Origin of the sequence: Gudongella sp. DL1XJH-153 (assembly GCF_049310905.1) — a bacterium.
GTDB lineage: Bacteria > Bacillota > Clostridia > Tissierellales > Tissierellaceae > Gudongella.
In genome coordinates this window covers 31,407-46,133 of the sequence record NZ_JBMEMN010000010.1, presented here as the reverse complement: position 1 = coordinate 46,133, position 14,727 = coordinate 31,407, and the positions used below count along the sequence as shown (strand labels likewise).

The window sequence follows — 14,727 nt, the reverse complement described above, 5'->3', positions numbered from 1 at the left end:
TTTTTATACTTGAAAGGTGGTACTAAATGGAGTTCTTTAAAGTTGTTTCAGTCCAAGATGCAAGAGAATTGATAAAAAAGGAATTTGGAGAATACAACCTGGGATTTGAAGAGGTAAACCTCTTGCAATCACAGGGAAGAATTCTTTCTGAAGATATCATTTCAAATATAAATGTCCCTGAATTTGACAGGTCGACTGTAGATGGTTATGCAATCGTTGTAGAGGACAGTCATGGAGCCACTGAATCCATCCCAAGTATCTTGGAGATACTTGGAGAGGTAAGAATGGGAGAGACACCTGAGTATAATCTCAAGAGCGGCCAGGCGGTTTATGTTCCAACTGGAGGCATGATGCCAGAGGGGGCTACGGGGATGATCATGATAGAGAATACTGAAAAGATGGATGAAGATACTGTTCTTCTTTTTAAGCCCATCAGCAAGGGTGAAAACATGGTATTTAAGGGTGAGGATATTAAGGCTGGTCAAGCTGCTCTTAAGGCCGGAAGGAGAGTCGGGCCAAATGAAGTGGGAGTCCTTGCAAGCCTTGGCATAAGAAGTCCAAAAGTTGTTAAGAAACCAAGAGTTTATATTCTTTCTACAGGCGATGAGGTAATCGACCTGGATGAAGAGCTGGAGATGGGAAAGATAAGAGACATTAATTCTTATGCCCTATCAGCTATGATAGAAGAAATTGGTGGGGAAGTGGCAGGTCGTGAAATAATCAAGGATGATTACAATCTTCTTCTTGAGGGTGTACAAAAAGCCCTGAAGATGGCTGATGTGGTTCTGCTGTCAGGTGGAAGCTCTGTAGGAACCAGGGACTATACCCACAAGGTAATTACCGATCTTCACGGAAAAGGAGTACTGGCCCATGGACTTTCAATTAAACCAGGAAAACCCACCATTATTGGAGATGGAAAAGGCAAACTTATTATTGGATTGCCTGGCCATCCAGTATCATCCATAGTTGTGTTCAAGGCTATTGTAGAGCCATATATATTTTCCCTTTTGAAAACGGAACCCAGAAAGATAAAGATGGAAGCCATAACCACTCACAACTTTCCATCATCACCAGGAAAAGAGACCTACCATATGGTAAGCATAAAGGAAGAAAACGGACAAACATTTGCTACACCAAGCTTTGGAAAATCCGGGATGATTACTCTCTTGTCAAAATCAAGTGGATACATTGTAATCAAGGAGCATGAAGAAGGAATAGACAAGGGTGAAAAAAGGGAAGTGTACCTGTTTTAAGAGAAGGAGATGATGATATGAAAAGAAACACTTACATAGATAATGTAGATGTTGACAAGGCCACAGAGCTATATTTGGAAGAACTCAATATAGAGGGGGACCTGGAAGAAGTTGCTGTCGTAGATTCTCTAGGAAGAGTCACCTGGGAAGCGGTGTATGCAGCGGTATCATCTCCTGGTTACAATGCATCTGCAATGGATGGGATTGCTGTTACCTCAAAGAATACTGAGGGTGCAAATGAAAGCAATCCACTAACCCTTATTGAAAGGGAGGACTTTAAGTATGTCAACACTGGAAATCCAATCAAGGAACCCTATGATTCGGTGATAATGATTGAGGATGTCCTGAAGAGGGAAGATGATCAGGTTCAGATATTAAGACCTGCCTACCCTTATCAGCACGTAAGACAGATTGGTGAAGATATTGTTGCAACTGAAATGATAATACCATCCAGACATAAAGTAAGACCAATGGATATTGGAGCGCTTATTTCCGGCGGGATAAAAAAAGTCAACGTATATAAAAGGCCAAAGATCGGTATTATCCCTACTGGATCTGAAATTGTTGAAGATATTTCCCAGGTAATGGAAGGTACCATTATTGATTCAAACTCCCATGTCTTCAAGGGGCTTGTAACATCTCTTGGAGGAATACCAAACAGGTATCCACCGATGGAGGACGATTACGATAAGCTTAAGCAGCTTCTTAAGGAAGCGGTTAAAGAAAACGACATGGTCATAGTAAATGCAGGCTCAGCTGCTGGTACAAAGGACTTTACAGTTAATCTAATTCAGGAGCTTGGAAGGGTTGTTGTGCATGGAGTGGCAATGAAACCTGGTAAACCAACAATTCTTGGAGTTGTTGAAAAGAAGCCCGTAATTGGAATACCTGGATATCCGGTTTCTGCATTTATGGTATTTGATGTATTTGCAAAACCACTGATACTAAAATTCCTTGGCGACCAGGGTGAAATATACGAAACCACTGAAGCGGTTTTATCCAGAAGAATGGTATCATCCTTAAAGAACAAGGAAATTGTAAGGGTGACTCTTGGTAAGGTAAAGGACAGATTGATTGCAACGCCACTATCAGGTGGGGCGGGAGTGAGCATGAGCCTTGTAAAAGCCGATGGCCTTGGAATAATCCCAAGAAATATCGAGGGCTACGAGGCTGGAGATAAAATCGAAGTTGAGCTGTTGAAACCACTTTCAACCATAAGGAATAAACTGCTTTCAATCGGAAGTCACGATTTGGTAATGGATATTATTGGAGACATGATGAAACTTACTTCATCCCATGTTGGAAGCATGGGAGGGATATTGTCCCTTAGAAGGGATGAATGCCATCTGGCACCTATACACCTTTTGGACATGGATACCGGAGAGTACAATATTAGCTATGTCAAAAAATACTTTCCAGGAAGAAAGATGGCCTTGATAAAGGGACTGCAGAGAAGCCAGGGCTTTATTGTTCAAAAGGGAAACCCAGATAATATTGAAGGATGCAGCGACCTATTAAGAGAGGATGTGATTTTTGCGAACAGGCAAAGGGGAGCAGGCACAAGGGTGCTTCTGGATTATCAATTGAAGAAGGAAGAATTGGATCCAGCAAAAATCAGAGGCTACCAGAGGGAATTCACAACACATATGGCAGTAGCAGCTGCAGTAAAGAATAACACTGCAACAACAGGTCTTGGAGCATATTCTGCTGCCAAGGCGATGGAACTCCATTTTGTACCCCTGGCAAATGAGGATTATGATTTTCTGGTTGATGCTGAGTCAGTGAATATGGAACTAATAAGAGAGTTTATTGAAACGATTAAGTCAGATAGATTTCAAAGCCGGGTGACTGACCTGGGTGGGTACGGATTTGAGGGTACGGGCAATATAATTTGGATAGAATAGGGATGATATGATGAGAGACCGTTTTGGAAGAGAAATCAACTACTTAAGAGTATCCCTTACAGATCGTTGCAATTTAAGGTGTGAGTATTGCATGCCTGAGGATGGGATAAAAAACAAGATTCCTCATTGTGACATGCTCAGTCTGGAAGAGCTTTATAAAATCACGGAAATGTTTGTAAAAGTTGGGATAGATAAAATAAGATTTACCGGTGGAGAGCCTCTTGTAAGATATGGAGCGGTTGACCTGATTAAGAAAGTCAAAGCTCTCCAGGGAGTAAAAGAAGTAACATTGACTACAAATGGAATTCTCTTGGAAGATAAATTACAGGAGCTGGTTGATGCTGGAGTCAAACGACTTAACATAAGTCTGGATACCCTGGATCCTGAAAAATATAAGCAAATCACTCGCGGAGGAGATATAAACAAAGTACTAAATGGAATAGAAAAGGCAAAGAAACTTGGGATAAACCCCATTAAGATAAATACTGTTCTGATTGGTGGATTTAATGATGGTGAAATACCTGAATTTGTTGAACTTACAAGGAACGGAGGCATCGATGTAAGATTCATTGAACTTATGCCAATCGGGGAAGCATCTGGATTTGCCAAATCGAAGTTCATATCAAATGAGGAAATTCTAAAGCGAGTGCCTGAATTGGAGGCAATAGAAAGGGAGGACCCATCATCTCCCGCTACTTATTACAGACTGCCTGATGGCAAGGGGAAAGTCGGACTGATTAATCCCATATCCTGCAAGTTCTGTACTAACTGCAACAGGGTCAGGTTGACAGCTACTGGAAAGCTAAAGCTTTGTCTTCACTCCAACCGGGAAATAGACTTAAGAAAGATTTTAAGGGAAGGCGGAGATCTTGAAAAAATAATAAGAGAATCCATCCTCACAAAGGAAGAGGAGCACCACCTTGAGAATGAGGAATATATTACTAGAAATATGAATCAGATTGGAGGATAAATTATGGATCTTACTCACTTTAATGAAGAAGGCAGAGCTCATATGGTTCAGGTCGGAGATAAAGAGGACACCAATAGAACAGCAATTGCCTATGGAAGAATCAGGATGAAAGTTGAAACAGCAATGAGAATAAAGGAAGGTCTCGTAAAAAAGGGAGATGTTTTAAGTGTTGCCCAGGTAGCTGGAATTATGGGAGCTAAAAAAACCAGTGACCTGATACCAATGTGCCATAATATTTTTCTCACTGGAGCTGATATAACATTCAATGTAGGGAAGGATTTTGTTGAGATAAGGGCTCAGGTAAAGACCACAGGTAAAACCGGAGTTGAAATGGAAGCTCTTTCTGCCGTAAGCATTGCAGCACTTACAATATATGATATGTGCAAGGCAATGGACAAGGAAATGACCATAGAGGAGATCAAGCTAATGGAAAAGACTGGTGGCAAGTCAGGAACATTTAGAAGAGAAGGCACAGGAAGGATCTTATCTGTCAATATTTCTGAGAAGAAAGGCGTTGTAAAAGAACCTATAGAAAATGGGGATTTTAAAGTAGATAAAGGTCTAGAGGGAGATGCCCACAGCGGCGACTGGCATAGACAGGTAAGTCTTCTTGGAAAAGAAAGCTTTGACAAGATGAAGGCAGCAGGTGCTGAGAATCTAAATTTTGGAGACTTTGCAGAAAACTTGACCACAGAGGGAATTATTCTTTACGACCTACCAGTTGGAACCAGGATTAGAATTGGAGAGACACTTCACGAGGTAACTCAGATTGGGAAGGAATGTCATTCAGGCTGCGCAATCTCAAAGACGGTGGGAAAATGTGTAATGCCAAAGGAAGGAATATTTACCAAGGTACTCGAGAACGGAAGAATAAGACCAGGAGATATGATTGAGATTCTTTACTAACCAGGACATTGTCCTGGCTCCTCTTTTGTTTCAAAATGTCACAATATGGGAATATAAATAGTAACACTCCAGGGAATGCAAACAATTGGGAGGGATAATTAATGTTAAGATGGTCAATTATATTTATTGTTGTAGCACTAATTGCCGCGGTATTAGGATTTGGTGGTATAGCAGGAGCGGCTACTGAGATTGCAAAAATACTATTCTTTGTTTTCCTTGTACTTTTTGTACTATCATTGATATTCGGGAAAAAAATGACTCGATAAATAGCATGCCAATAGAGAAAACTCCAGGTAAATTACCTGGAGTTTTCTAGTAAGGAGGAGTATTGAACATAATCCAATGACTGATCTCTGTGTAACTCATGGCCGATAAAACCCGTTTCCAAGAGTTCCTTTTGTTTTTCAATCATGGTCATTGGGACATTGACCATTTTTTCTATAGGAGTATTTATTTTTTGATCTATTCTACCATGTAAAATATATCGCCAGATTCCATCACTGTTATCTGGAAGAGTGCCGTACTTTTTCTTCAAATCCTTTATTTTCAAACCATGTCTCATAATATTGTTTACACTGAAATAATTGTATGGCGATATAGTACATACCATGTGTTTGTAGCCTTCAGTAGCAACTATTGGCTTCATCATGGATAATGTCATGTATTGAAGATTATTACCTCTGTAAGGAGGATCCACAACAGTAGTCTCCAATTGACAGACCTTATCCAGCTCGTCTTTCGGGACTCCTACATCATAACCCAGATTTCTATCCTGAAGACCTGGAAAACTAACATAACGGTATGCTATCATCTGATTTTCTTCACCATATACTCCAATTATCTTTGCTCCCTCATCAATATCCTGCTTCATATCCTCATAGGAATCTACAAAAAGAACTTCCTTATTTGGCAGAGCATCATAAACCCTTTGAATAAGGTCTACCATATGGTGGAGAGCTTCATAGGATACAAGCTTCGCCGTATAGTTCTCCATGTCCTGTGACCCGTGTCTTTCGCGTACTAGTTGTCCTTGACTTATTATCATTTAATCACCCCGATCATCAGTATTAAAAAAAGCTCACTACGGGACTATCCGTAGTCGAGCTTTAAATTTTGGCTTCCTCAAATTTCACGTAATTAAGTTGTTGGCTGTCTCTGTGTATTTCATAGCCAATATATCCTCGCTCGATTAAATCTTTTTGCATCTCAAGATTTGCCCATTTTGATATTACCAAATCAACTGGATTCAGGATTTGTTTTTCCATGTCGCTGTGAAGAATAAATCTCCAAAGACCGTCATCTCCATCTTCAGTTGAACCGTATTTTCTCTTCAGAGCCTTTATTTTAAGTCCGTTTTTCATAATGTTGTATAAACTGAAAAAGTTATGAGGTGAGACTGTACAAATAAAATGTTGATAGCCTTTCTGTTTAACCATTTTTTTTGCTGCTACAAGCGTAAGGCTTTGAAGATCGTTGCCTCTGTACTTTGGATCTACAACCGTTGTCTCAAGGTGCACAACCTTATCCAGCGCATCCGGATCCAATCCGATGTCATAGCCCATATTTCTTTCGTCTCTTCCAGGAAAACCGATATATCTGTAAGCAATTATCCTGTCTCTACTGTTTAGAACTCCAATTACCCTGGCTCCATCATTCATATCTGTTAACATGTCCTCGTATGAGTCCATGTAAAGAACATCCTTGTTTGGAAGATTATCATATACATGTTGCTGAAGATCAATGACCTCTCTTAGTCTATCTTTTCCTAATAGTTTCATTCTGTATTCTTCAAGCTCCATGTTAGTGTGTTTATTTTTTATTATACTTCCTTTTCCTAGCATCATATATATGTCCTCCTTCCCCTAGATCTACAACCGACAACCTGCAACTTCACAACAAGTTGTAAGTCAATTATATACTATGAGTTTAGTATATGTCAACATATTTTTTTGTCTCCTAAACGTGCATTTGGAGAGCTGTTGGGGGTGTTTTAAGATATTGAACAACCGGAAAATGTGTAAAATAGGCTATGAAAACATTTGCAAAGAACACATTGAATTCATCAATAACAGAATATTCAAATATATGTTTTATTAAGAATAAGGGGTATAAATGATTAAGGAGGTGAAAACAGATGAATTCAAAAAAGTATAATAAACCTTCAAAAGAAGAACTTAAGGAAAAACTTAGTGAAATATCCTACAAAGTTACTCAAAATAATGCGACTGAAAGACCCTATACAAGTGAGTACGATAAGTTTTCTGAAGAAGGAATATATGTTGATGTAGTGTCAGGAGAACCTCTTTTCTCTTCCAAGGATAAATACGATGCTGGATGTGGATGGCCAAGTTTTACAAAACCACTTGAAAAGGATCATATTGAGGAAAAGAAGGATAGGAGTCTCTTGATGACAAGAACCGAAGTGAGAAGCAGTCATGGAGATTCACATCTTGGTCATGTTTTTAATGACGGACCTAAGGATAAGGGAGGTTTAAGGTATTGCATAAATGGAGCTTCACTTAGGTTTATTCCAAAGGATAAGCTCCAGGAGGAGGGCTATGGTGAGTACCTGGAAATATTTAAATAATAAAAATAGTCGGAGATTAATCTCCGACTACACTATTTTTGTGCTCCAGCCTTCACAGTTCCATACCTCAGTGGCAACATCCCTGTAAAATTCTGGTTCGTGGGAAATAAGCAGGATCCCACCCTTATATGCCTTTAATGCTCTCTTAAGCTCTTCCTTAGCTTCCACATCAAGATGATTAGTAGGCTCGTCAAGAAGCAAAATATTTGTTTCCCTGTTCATAATTTTGCATAACCTTACTTTTGCCTGTTCTCCACCACTTAGGACCATGACTTTTGATTCTATGTGTTTAGTCATAAGTCCGCACTGGGCAAGAGCTGCTCTGATTTCAAACTGGGTCCAACCAGGATACTCCGTCCACATTTCCTCAATACAGGAATTATTGTTATTCTCAGAAGACTCCTGTTCAAAGTATCCAATCTCAAGATTCTGTCCAAGCTCCACATTACCTGAGTAGGAGGGGATTAGTCCCAATATTGATTTGAGAAGGGTTGTTTTACCCAGCCCATTTGCTCCAGTAAGTGCAATCTTCTGTCCTCTTTCCATTACAAGGTCAAGGGATCTTGTAAGCGGCTCGTCATATCCAATTATCAGATCACTGGTCTTGAAAATCTCTTTGCCTGCCGTCCTGCCTTGCTTGAAATTAAAATGAGGCTTTGGCTTTTCTCTTGAAAGTTCAATAACATCCATTTTATCCAGCTTTTTTTGTCTGGACATTGCCATGTTTCTGGTAGCCACCCTCGCTTTGTTTCTTCGGACAAAGTCTTCAAGGTCAGCGATTTCCTGCTGCTGCCTTTTATATGCTGATTCAAGTTGTGATTTCTTGGCCTCGTATACTTTTTGGAAATCATCGTAGTCGCCTACATACCGGCTTAATTCCTGGTCCTCTATATGATAGACAAGATTTATTACACTGTTTAGGAATGGTATGTCGTGTGATATAAGAAGAAAGGCGTTTTCATATTCAATCAAGTATCTCCTAAGCCATTCGATATGCTCCTCGTCAAGATAGTTGGTTGGCTCATCCAGCATTAGAATATCTGGCTTTTCAAGAAGAAGCTTTGCAAGAAGAACCTTGGTTCTCTGCCCCCCACTAAGTTGATCGACTTCCTTTTCAAGCCCTATATCAGATAGCCCAAGTCCTCTTGAAATCTCATCAATTTTTGAATCTATAATATAGAAGTCATTGTGATCCAGTATATCCTGAATTGTTCCAACATCCTCAAGCATTTCAGCAAGCTGTTTTTCGTCAACATCACCCATACTCACATATAGGCTTTGCATTTCCTCTTCAAGATTGAAGAGATACTGAAATGCGGTTTTAAGGACATCCTTGATAGTCATGCCCTTTTGGAGCGATGCATGCTGATCGAGATAACCAACTCGAACTCTTTTGGACCACTCGATTTGACCTTCGTCAGACTCAAGTTTTCCAGTGATTATATTCATAAAGGAAGATTTGCCTTCCCCATTTGCTCCAACAAGACCAACGTGCTCCCCTTTTAGGAGACGAAAGTTTACATCTTTTAGAATCTCACGTCCACCAAAACTGTGATTGAGATTCTTTACAGTTAAAATACTCATTATATACCCCTTTCAATTAATACTCAGATGATTATAACATGAATCACCTGGGTTCCTCAAGGTTTATAGATCCATAGGCAAGGGTATATTATTGTTGACTGTTAAACCGATTTGACTTCACTTTGAAGATTAATCTTGAAATCGTTTACAAAGGTCCTGAAAATAGTTTAAGATAAATGGGGTATCATTCAGGGATTAATCAATCCATGTAGTATTAAAAATGAGGAGGAATAATGATATGAAACCAGCAAACAATGAAAACCTCTCGCTGATTGGAGTTGCAATGGATCTAGGAGCCGGAACAAGAGGAGGTAGCCTCGGACCTGCTGCACTTAGGTATGCAGGAATTGTCGAGCGACTTGAAAAGATTGGATACAATGTCAAAGATAAGGGAGACATTGTCGCGGACAGAAATGCTTTTTCCACAACACCTGGGACAAATCTAAAGAATCTTGAAGAAGTTGCAAGGGTAAACGAGGAGTTATGTAAAATAGTAGACCAGGAAATGGCTGCTGGGAGGTTTCCACTTGTGATGGGAGGAGATCACAGCATTGCAATTGGAACAATAGCTGGTGCTTTACAACACAAGAAAAAACTAGGAGTAATATGGTTTGATGCACATGGGGATATGAATACAGGAGAAACTTCTCCAAGTGGAAATATTCATGGTATGCCAATGGCAGTGAGTTTGGGAATCGGTGATAAGAAACTGACTGGAATTGGTGGAATTGAAAATAAGGTGGAGCCAAGAAATGTAGCATTTGTAGGTTGCCGTGATCTTGATGCAGGCGAAAGGAAAGTTCTTAAAGAGCTTGGCATTACCGTATTTACAATGCATGAAATAGACAAATGGGGTATGACAGAAGTAATGAATAAGGCTATTGAAATAGCAACAGATGGTACAGATGGATTCCACGTAAGCTTTGATGTCGATAGCCTGGATCCAGCATATGTTCAGGGGACGGGAACAAGAGTGCCTGGTGGACTTACCTTCAGAGAGAGTAATCTGGGACTAGAACTGGTAGCTCAAACAGGTAAGATGGTAAGTGCAGAGTTTGTTGAGGTCAATCCTCTGATAGATTATAAGAACCAGACTGCTCAGGCAGCCGTGACTCTTATTGGCTCACTGATGGGAGAATGGTTGATATAGATTGTATGTACAAATTATATGACTGGATCATTGTAGAAAGGAGTTGGAGTTTAATGCAGGCAAGAAAAGAATTCACAAGGGAAGAAGCCCTCGAATACGGTGAGAAACTAGGAATAGATTGGAAGAAATTTGATGTCCAAGAATTTTGTGATGGAATGAACGTTGAGCTTGAACATGGGAAGATAGATCCTCTTACGGATGTAACGAATGATGATCCATTGTTAACAGCTAAAATAGCCTTGGCGCACCTAAACGAATTCCCAGACTACTATAAGCGGCTCGAAAAGATGGAAACCGAGGCAGAAGCATATTGGGAACAAAAGTAAGACTGTTGGGAAAGTTGTTATACAATAATAGCGGAGTTTGTTGAGGTCAATCTTCTGATAGATTATAAAAAACCAGACTGCTCAGACAGCCATGACGCTTATTGGCTCACTGATGGGAGAATGGCTAATTTAAAAATATTATTAATGGAAAGAATAGATACGTCAATAAGATGTATCTATTCTTTTCAATTATTAAAAAAACTTAAAAAATAAAGTTGCAATTATATCCAATAACATATATACTTAATAAGGTTAACAACAAGGAGGAAATTTATTTTAATGGAAAAACTAAGATTTGAAGAAATGCAATTGTCAGAGGAAATTAAAAAGGCTGTAGCGATCATGGGTTTCGAGGAAGCGTCGCCAATACAGTCACAGGCCATTCCCATATTGATGGACGGCAAGGACATAATCGGGCAGGCACAGACCGGAACAGGTAAAACAGCTGCCTTTGGCATTCCCATATTGGAGAAAGTCAACGCAAGCGACAATTCAGTGCAGGCACTGATACTATGTCCAACAAGGGAGCTTTCAATACAGGTGTCCCAGGAAATTATCAAGCTGGCTAAGTTCAAGAGAGGTATCAGCATACTTCCGATTTACGGCGGACAGCCTATTGACAGACAGATAAAAGCCTTGAAGAAAGGCGTCCAAATAGTGGTTGGTACACCTGGAAGGGTTATAGACCATATTAACAGAAGGACACTGAAATTGGGTAACGTAAGCATGATGGTACTTGATGAAGCTGATGAGATGTTCGACATGGGATTCAGAGATGATATCGAGCTTGTAATGAACAAGCTGCATGCAGACAGACAAACTATTTTCTTTTCTGCAACTATGCCTCCTGTAATCAGGAAATTTGCAGAAAGATATCAGAATAACCCTGAGTTTATCAAAGTTGTTCACAAAGAAATGACTGTTCCAAGTGTGGAACAGGCATATTTTGAGCTTAAGCAACATATGAAGACGGAAATTCTAAGTAGGCTTATTGATATTCACAATCCAAAACTTTTATTGGTATTCTGCAATACAAAGAGGAAAGTGGATGAACTGACAGGAGAACTTCAGGCAAGAGGCTACTCGGTTGATGCGCTTCATGGTGACCTTAAACAGAATCAAAGGGATAATGTCATGGGCAAGTTCAGAAAAGGAGCCATCGACATTTTGGTTGCCACAGATGTTGCCGCCAGAGGACTGGACGTTGATGATGTGGATATGGTAATAAACTACGATATGCCACAGGATGAAGAGTACTACGTACACAGAATTGGCAGAACCGCAAGAGCAGGTAGAGACGGAGCAGCATTTAGCTTTGTTTCAGGAAGAGAGATCTACAAGCTCAAGGACATACAGAAGTATACCAAGACAAAAATCGAGAGAAGAGACCTTCCAACATTGAAGGACATCAAGGAGCAATATACTGATACAATCCTTGGTAAAATAAGAGAAGGAATCGATTCAGAGGAACCTAATACTCATTCAGCATTGATAGATACACTTCTTCAGGAAGAATACAATTCCTTTGATATTGCCAGCGCATTATTAAAGATGTATCTTGAAGAAAACAAGATGATTGAGAACCATCAGGAACTTGACATGGTCGATAAAGACAAAAAACAAAAGTCTTCAGGAACCTCAACAAGAGTTCATGTAAATGTAGGAAAAGAGCAGGGCATAAGCCCAAGACATCTGCTTTCTGCAATATTCCAGGAAACCGGTCTTAGCAAGAAGCTGATTGGAAATATAGATGTTTACGATAAGTTCACCTTTATGGAAATAGAAGGTAACTATGCTGATGTTGTAATGAATGGTCTTAATGGAAAGACAATAAAAGGTCAAAAGATCAGAATCGAAAGGGCCAGCGAAAAGAAAAAGAAAAGAAAGTAATATAGATAAAAGCAACCATGGGATCACAAATCCTATGGTTGCTTTTTAATTGTCGCTCTTAAGCCTTTTTCTTCTTTACGGAGGATTCTTTTGAAATTGGGAAGATGCTTGTATATTGACTGTAATGACAAAAGAATAGCTATTACCAGAGAGGGCAAGCCAAAATCGTAGAAGATTGTAGTGCCAATAAGTAGCAACAGAAGTCCCAATGTACCAAAAACAATATAGTCTGTTACAATTGTCAGAACAAGAATGACCAGCATGCTTAGGGCACCCAGCATCATGTTGATGGAAAAGAGCATTCCAACAGTGGAGGCAGTGCCTTTTCCACCCTTGAAATTCATAAAGAAGGGGTAGTTGTGTCCAAGGACTACAGAAGCTCCACTTACATAGATTGGCAGCATTCCATCAGTTTCCATTAGCTGTGGGAAAAGATATTTTACAAGGGCTGCAGCCGCAACCGCTTTTAATATATCCAGAATGACAACAATAACTCCTATAGAAATTCCAAGTGACTGTGCAGCGTTTGTAGCACCTGCATTCTTTTGGCCCAAAGTTCGTATATCAACTTTCTTTACTGCTCTTCCATAGATATATGCAGATTGAATACAACCAAACAAATACCCAATGATTATTATAACCAAATAAGAAAGCATACCAATCACCTCTTCTATCTTGGATTATACTATATTATAATAAGGTAAAATAGAGAAAAAGGAACATTTATTGTATAATGGAAGAAATGATGGGAGGAATAATGATGAAAATGTTTAAGAGTGACAATACTTCGGGAGTTCATCCAATAATACTGGATGCAATAATAAAGGCCAATGAAGGGTATGCCCATGCATACGGAGAGGATGAAATCACCGAAAAAGCTGAAAAAATGATAGGTGAACTTCTCGGTTGTGATGCAGATGTTTTCTTTGTAACCACGGGGACGGCTGCAAATGTAATCGGACTTTCAGGTTTGCTGAGATCATATGAAGGAATTGTAGCAGCAGACACTGCACATATAAATGTAGATGAGTGCGGTGCCATGGAAAAATACGCAGGAAACAAAATAATTCAGGTTCGAAACAGTGAAGGCAAGATTTCTCTTGATGATATTATACCCCTGCTTGAGGTAGTGGGAGATGAGCACTCGGTTCAACCAAAAGTGATCTCAATTTCACAGACAACTGAAATGGGAACACTTTACACAGTTGAAGAAATAAAAGCTCTGGCAGATTTCGCCCACAAGAACGACATGCTTTTACATGTTGATGGAGCCAGAATCGCCAACTCAGTTGAAGCCCTTGGTACCACTTTGAAGGAAATGATAACAGATACTGGTGTAGACCTGTTGAGCTTTGGAGGAACCAAGAATGGAATGATGATGGGAGAAGCCATCGTATCACTTAACAAGGAATTTAGTAAGTGCTATCTGTTCCACAGAAAACAGGGAATGCAGCTTGTTTCCAAAATGCGATACATAAGTGCACAGTTTATTGCATATCTTCAGAATGATCTCTGGATTGAAAACGCTAGAAATTCAAACCAGATGGGAAAATATCTTGCACAGAGGATTTCTGAGCAGGAAGGGGTAAGCTTGTACGCACCTGTAGATACAAATATGGTTTTTGCATATATGGACAAAGGACTGATTGAGTACCTTTTAAAGGATTTTAAATTTTATGTAACCGATCCATCGGCAGGGCAGGTAAGGTTTGTCACTTCCTTTGATATCACAAGGGAAGATGTTGACGAGTTTGTTGAGCATATTATCAAATACAACAATAAATAGAAGTAGTAAATATTGAAATTTATGGCCACGGGTTATCTATTAGGATAAACCGTGGCCATATGTTTTTAATAAATTTTGACCTAGGTCAAAGCTTTGATGTATAAACTATCCTATAATGAAAACAAGAAAGAAAGCAAAGGGAGGAATTATTATGAAAAAAACATATCAGTTGGACACATTGACATGTCCATCATGCACCATGAAGCTTGAGGGAATGCTTAAAAAGACAGATGGAGTAAAAGAGTATGAGGTACTCTTCAACTCATCAAAGATTAAGCTTGAATACGATGAAGAGGTGGTTGATTCCGAGACAATAAAGAACAATATCGCAAAGCTGGGTTTTGAGGTATTGAAGGAGAAGTAATGACAGG

General features: G+C 39.5%; 15 protein-coding genes. 11 read left to right on the top strand and 4 right to left on the bottom strand.

Features of this window, described 5'->3' with window-relative positions; genetic code table 11:
* Positions 1 to 26 precede the first annotated feature (26 nt).
* The 5 genes from glp (at position 27) to ACOEN1_RS05750 (ending at position 5,299) form a co-directional block, all read left to right on the top strand.
* Entirely contained in the window at positions 27 to 1,253 is a 1,227-nt protein-coding gene (gene glp, locus ACOEN1_RS05770) for a gephyrin-like molybdotransferase Glp (RefSeq protein ID WP_422485564.1), read from the top strand.
* Between the two features lie 17 nt (positions 1,254 to 1,270).
* The gene (locus tag ACOEN1_RS05765; RefSeq protein ID WP_422485563.1) at positions 1,271 to 3,157 is read left to right on the top strand and encodes a molybdopterin biosynthesis protein; all 1,887 of its coding nucleotides are present in this window, start codon (positions 1,271 to 1,273) and stop codon (positions 3,155 to 3,157) included.
* Positions 3,158 to 3,164: 7 nt separating this feature from the next.
* A complete protein-coding gene (moaA, locus tag ACOEN1_RS05760) occupies positions 3,165 to 4,127 on the top strand; it encodes a GTP 3',8-cyclase MoaA (RefSeq protein WP_422485562.1) in 963 nt (320 codons plus the stop codon).
* Between the two features lie 3 nt (positions 4,128 to 4,130).
* Complete coding sequence (gene moaC, locus ACOEN1_RS05755; RefSeq protein ID WP_422485561.1) at positions 4,131 to 5,033, top strand: cyclic pyranopterin monophosphate synthase MoaC; 903 nt, start codon at positions 4,131 to 4,133, stop codon at positions 5,031 to 5,033.
* A 101-nt stretch (positions 5,034 to 5,134) separates the two neighbouring features.
* Positions 5,135 to 5,299 carry a DUF1328 domain-containing protein gene (locus ACOEN1_RS05750; protein ID WP_422485560.1) on the top strand — a complete coding sequence of 55 codons (165 nt, stop codon included), beginning with the start codon at positions 5,135 to 5,137 and terminating at the stop codon, positions 5,297 to 5,299.
* Positions 5,300 to 5,331: 32 nt separating this feature from the next.
* Here ACOEN1_RS05750 and ACOEN1_RS05745 read toward each other — a convergent pair whose 3' ends face one another.
* The gene (locus ACOEN1_RS05745) at positions 5,332 to 6,078 is read right to left on the bottom strand and encodes a hypothetical protein (RefSeq protein ID WP_422485559.1); all 747 of its coding nucleotides are present in this window, start codon (positions 6,076 to 6,078) and stop codon (positions 5,332 to 5,334) included.
* Between the two features lie 61 nt (positions 6,079 to 6,139).
* The gene (locus tag ACOEN1_RS05740; RefSeq protein WP_422485558.1) at positions 6,140 to 6,877 is read right to left on the bottom strand and encodes a hypothetical protein; all 738 of its coding nucleotides are present in this window, start codon (positions 6,875 to 6,877) and stop codon (positions 6,140 to 6,142) included.
* A gap of 290 nt (positions 6,878 to 7,167) precedes the next feature.
* Here ACOEN1_RS05740 and msrB point away from each other — a divergent pair, with 290 nt between their 5' ends.
* Positions 7,168 to 7,620 (top strand): peptide-methionine (R)-S-oxide reductase MsrB, encoded by a 453-nt coding sequence (gene msrB / locus ACOEN1_RS05735; protein WP_422485556.1) that lies wholly within the window; start codon positions 7,168 to 7,170, stop codon positions 7,618 to 7,620.
* Positions 7,621 to 7,647: 27 nt separating this feature from the next.
* On the opposite strand, the gene ACOEN1_RS05730 is transcribed toward msrB, so the two are convergent.
* Positions 7,648 to 9,204, bottom strand: a complete 1,557-nt coding sequence (locus ACOEN1_RS05730) for an ABC-F family ATP-binding cassette domain-containing protein (protein WP_422485555.1) — start codon at positions 9,202 to 9,204, stop codon at positions 7,648 to 7,650.
* A gap of 238 nt (positions 9,205 to 9,442) precedes the next feature.
* On the opposite strand from ACOEN1_RS05730, the gene rocF reads away from it, so the two are divergent.
* The 3 genes from rocF (at position 9,443) to ACOEN1_RS05715 (ending at position 12,570) form a co-directional block, all read left to right on the top strand.
* Entirely contained in the window at positions 9,443 to 10,354 is a 912-nt protein-coding gene (gene rocF / locus ACOEN1_RS05725; RefSeq protein WP_422485554.1) for an arginase, read from the top strand.
* Positions 10,355 to 10,407: 53 nt separating this feature from the next.
* Positions 10,408 to 10,680: a DUF5661 family protein gene (locus ACOEN1_RS05720; protein ID WP_422485553.1), complete on the top strand. Its 273-nt coding sequence runs from the start codon at positions 10,408 to 10,410 to the stop codon at positions 10,678 to 10,680.
* Positions 10,681 to 10,959: 279 nt separating this feature from the next.
* Entirely contained in the window at positions 10,960 to 12,570 is a 1,611-nt protein-coding gene (locus ACOEN1_RS05715) for a DEAD/DEAH box helicase (protein ID WP_422485552.1), read from the top strand.
* Between the two features lie 32 nt (positions 12,571 to 12,602).
* On the opposite strand, the gene ACOEN1_RS05710 is transcribed toward ACOEN1_RS05715, so the two are convergent.
* Positions 12,603 to 13,226 carry a glycerol-3-phosphate acyltransferase gene (locus ACOEN1_RS05710; protein ID WP_422485550.1) on the bottom strand — a complete coding sequence of 208 codons (624 nt, stop codon included), beginning with the start codon at positions 13,224 to 13,226 and terminating at the stop codon, positions 12,603 to 12,605.
* Positions 13,227 to 13,330: 104 nt separating this feature from the next.
* Here ACOEN1_RS05710 and ACOEN1_RS05705 point away from each other — a divergent pair, with 104 nt between their 5' ends.
* Both ACOEN1_RS05705 and ACOEN1_RS05700 read left to right on the top strand, forming a co-directional pair.
* A complete protein-coding gene (locus ACOEN1_RS05705; protein WP_422485549.1) occupies positions 13,331 to 14,356 on the top strand; it encodes a threonine aldolase family protein in 1,026 nt (341 codons plus the stop codon).
* A gap of 151 nt (positions 14,357 to 14,507) precedes the next feature.
* On the top strand, positions 14,508 to 14,720 hold the full coding sequence (locus tag ACOEN1_RS05700) for a heavy-metal-associated domain-containing protein (protein ID WP_422485548.1): 213 nt from the start codon (positions 14,508 to 14,510) through the stop codon (positions 14,718 to 14,720).
* The last annotated feature ends 7 nt before the right edge of the window (positions 14,721 to 14,727 follow it).

Excerpts from the sequence above, each read along its gene's own strand:
- glp (WP_422485564.1), top strand. The coding sequence starts at position 27 with ATGGAGTTCTTTAAAGTTGTTTCAGTCCAAGATGCAAGAGAATTGATA.
- ACOEN1_RS05765 (WP_422485563.1), top strand. The coding sequence starts at position 1,271 with ATGAAAAGAAACACTTACATAGATAATGTAGATGTTGACAAGGCCACA.
- moaA (WP_422485562.1), top strand. The coding sequence starts at position 3,165 with ATGATGAGAGACCGTTTTGGAAGAGAAATCAACTACTTAAGAGTATCC.
- moaC (WP_422485561.1), top strand. The coding sequence starts at position 4,131 with ATGGATCTTACTCACTTTAATGAAGAAGGCAGAGCTCATATGGTTCAG.
- ACOEN1_RS05750 (WP_422485560.1), top strand. The coding sequence starts at position 5,135 with ATGTTAAGATGGTCAATTATATTTATTGTTGTAGCACTAATTGCCGCG.
- ACOEN1_RS05745 (WP_422485559.1), bottom strand. The coding sequence starts at position 6,078 with ATGATAATAAGTCAAGGACAACTAGTACGCGAAAGACACGGGTCACAG.
- ACOEN1_RS05740 (WP_422485558.1), bottom strand. The coding sequence starts at position 6,877 with ATGATGCTAGGAAAAGGAAGTATAATAAAAAATAAACACACTAACATG.
- msrB (WP_422485556.1), top strand. The coding sequence starts at position 7,168 with ATGAATTCAAAAAAGTATAATAAACCTTCAAAAGAAGAACTTAAGGAA.
- ACOEN1_RS05730 (WP_422485555.1), bottom strand. The coding sequence starts at position 9,204 with ATGAGTATTTTAACTGTAAAGAATCTCAATCACAGTTTTGGTGGACGT.
- rocF (WP_422485554.1), top strand. The coding sequence starts at position 9,443 with ATGAAACCAGCAAACAATGAAAACCTCTCGCTGATTGGAGTTGCAATG.
- ACOEN1_RS05720 (WP_422485553.1), top strand. The coding sequence starts at position 10,408 with ATGCAGGCAAGAAAAGAATTCACAAGGGAAGAAGCCCTCGAATACGGT.
- ACOEN1_RS05715 (WP_422485552.1), top strand. The coding sequence starts at position 10,960 with ATGGAAAAACTAAGATTTGAAGAAATGCAATTGTCAGAGGAAATTAAA.
- ACOEN1_RS05710 (WP_422485550.1), bottom strand. The coding sequence starts at position 13,226 with ATGCTTTCTTATTTGGTTATAATAATCATTGGGTATTTGTTTGGTTGT.
- ACOEN1_RS05705 (WP_422485549.1), top strand. The coding sequence starts at position 13,331 with ATGAAAATGTTTAAGAGTGACAATACTTCGGGAGTTCATCCAATAATA.
- ACOEN1_RS05700 (WP_422485548.1), top strand. The coding sequence starts at position 14,508 with ATGAAAAAAACATATCAGTTGGACACATTGACATGTCCATCATGCACC.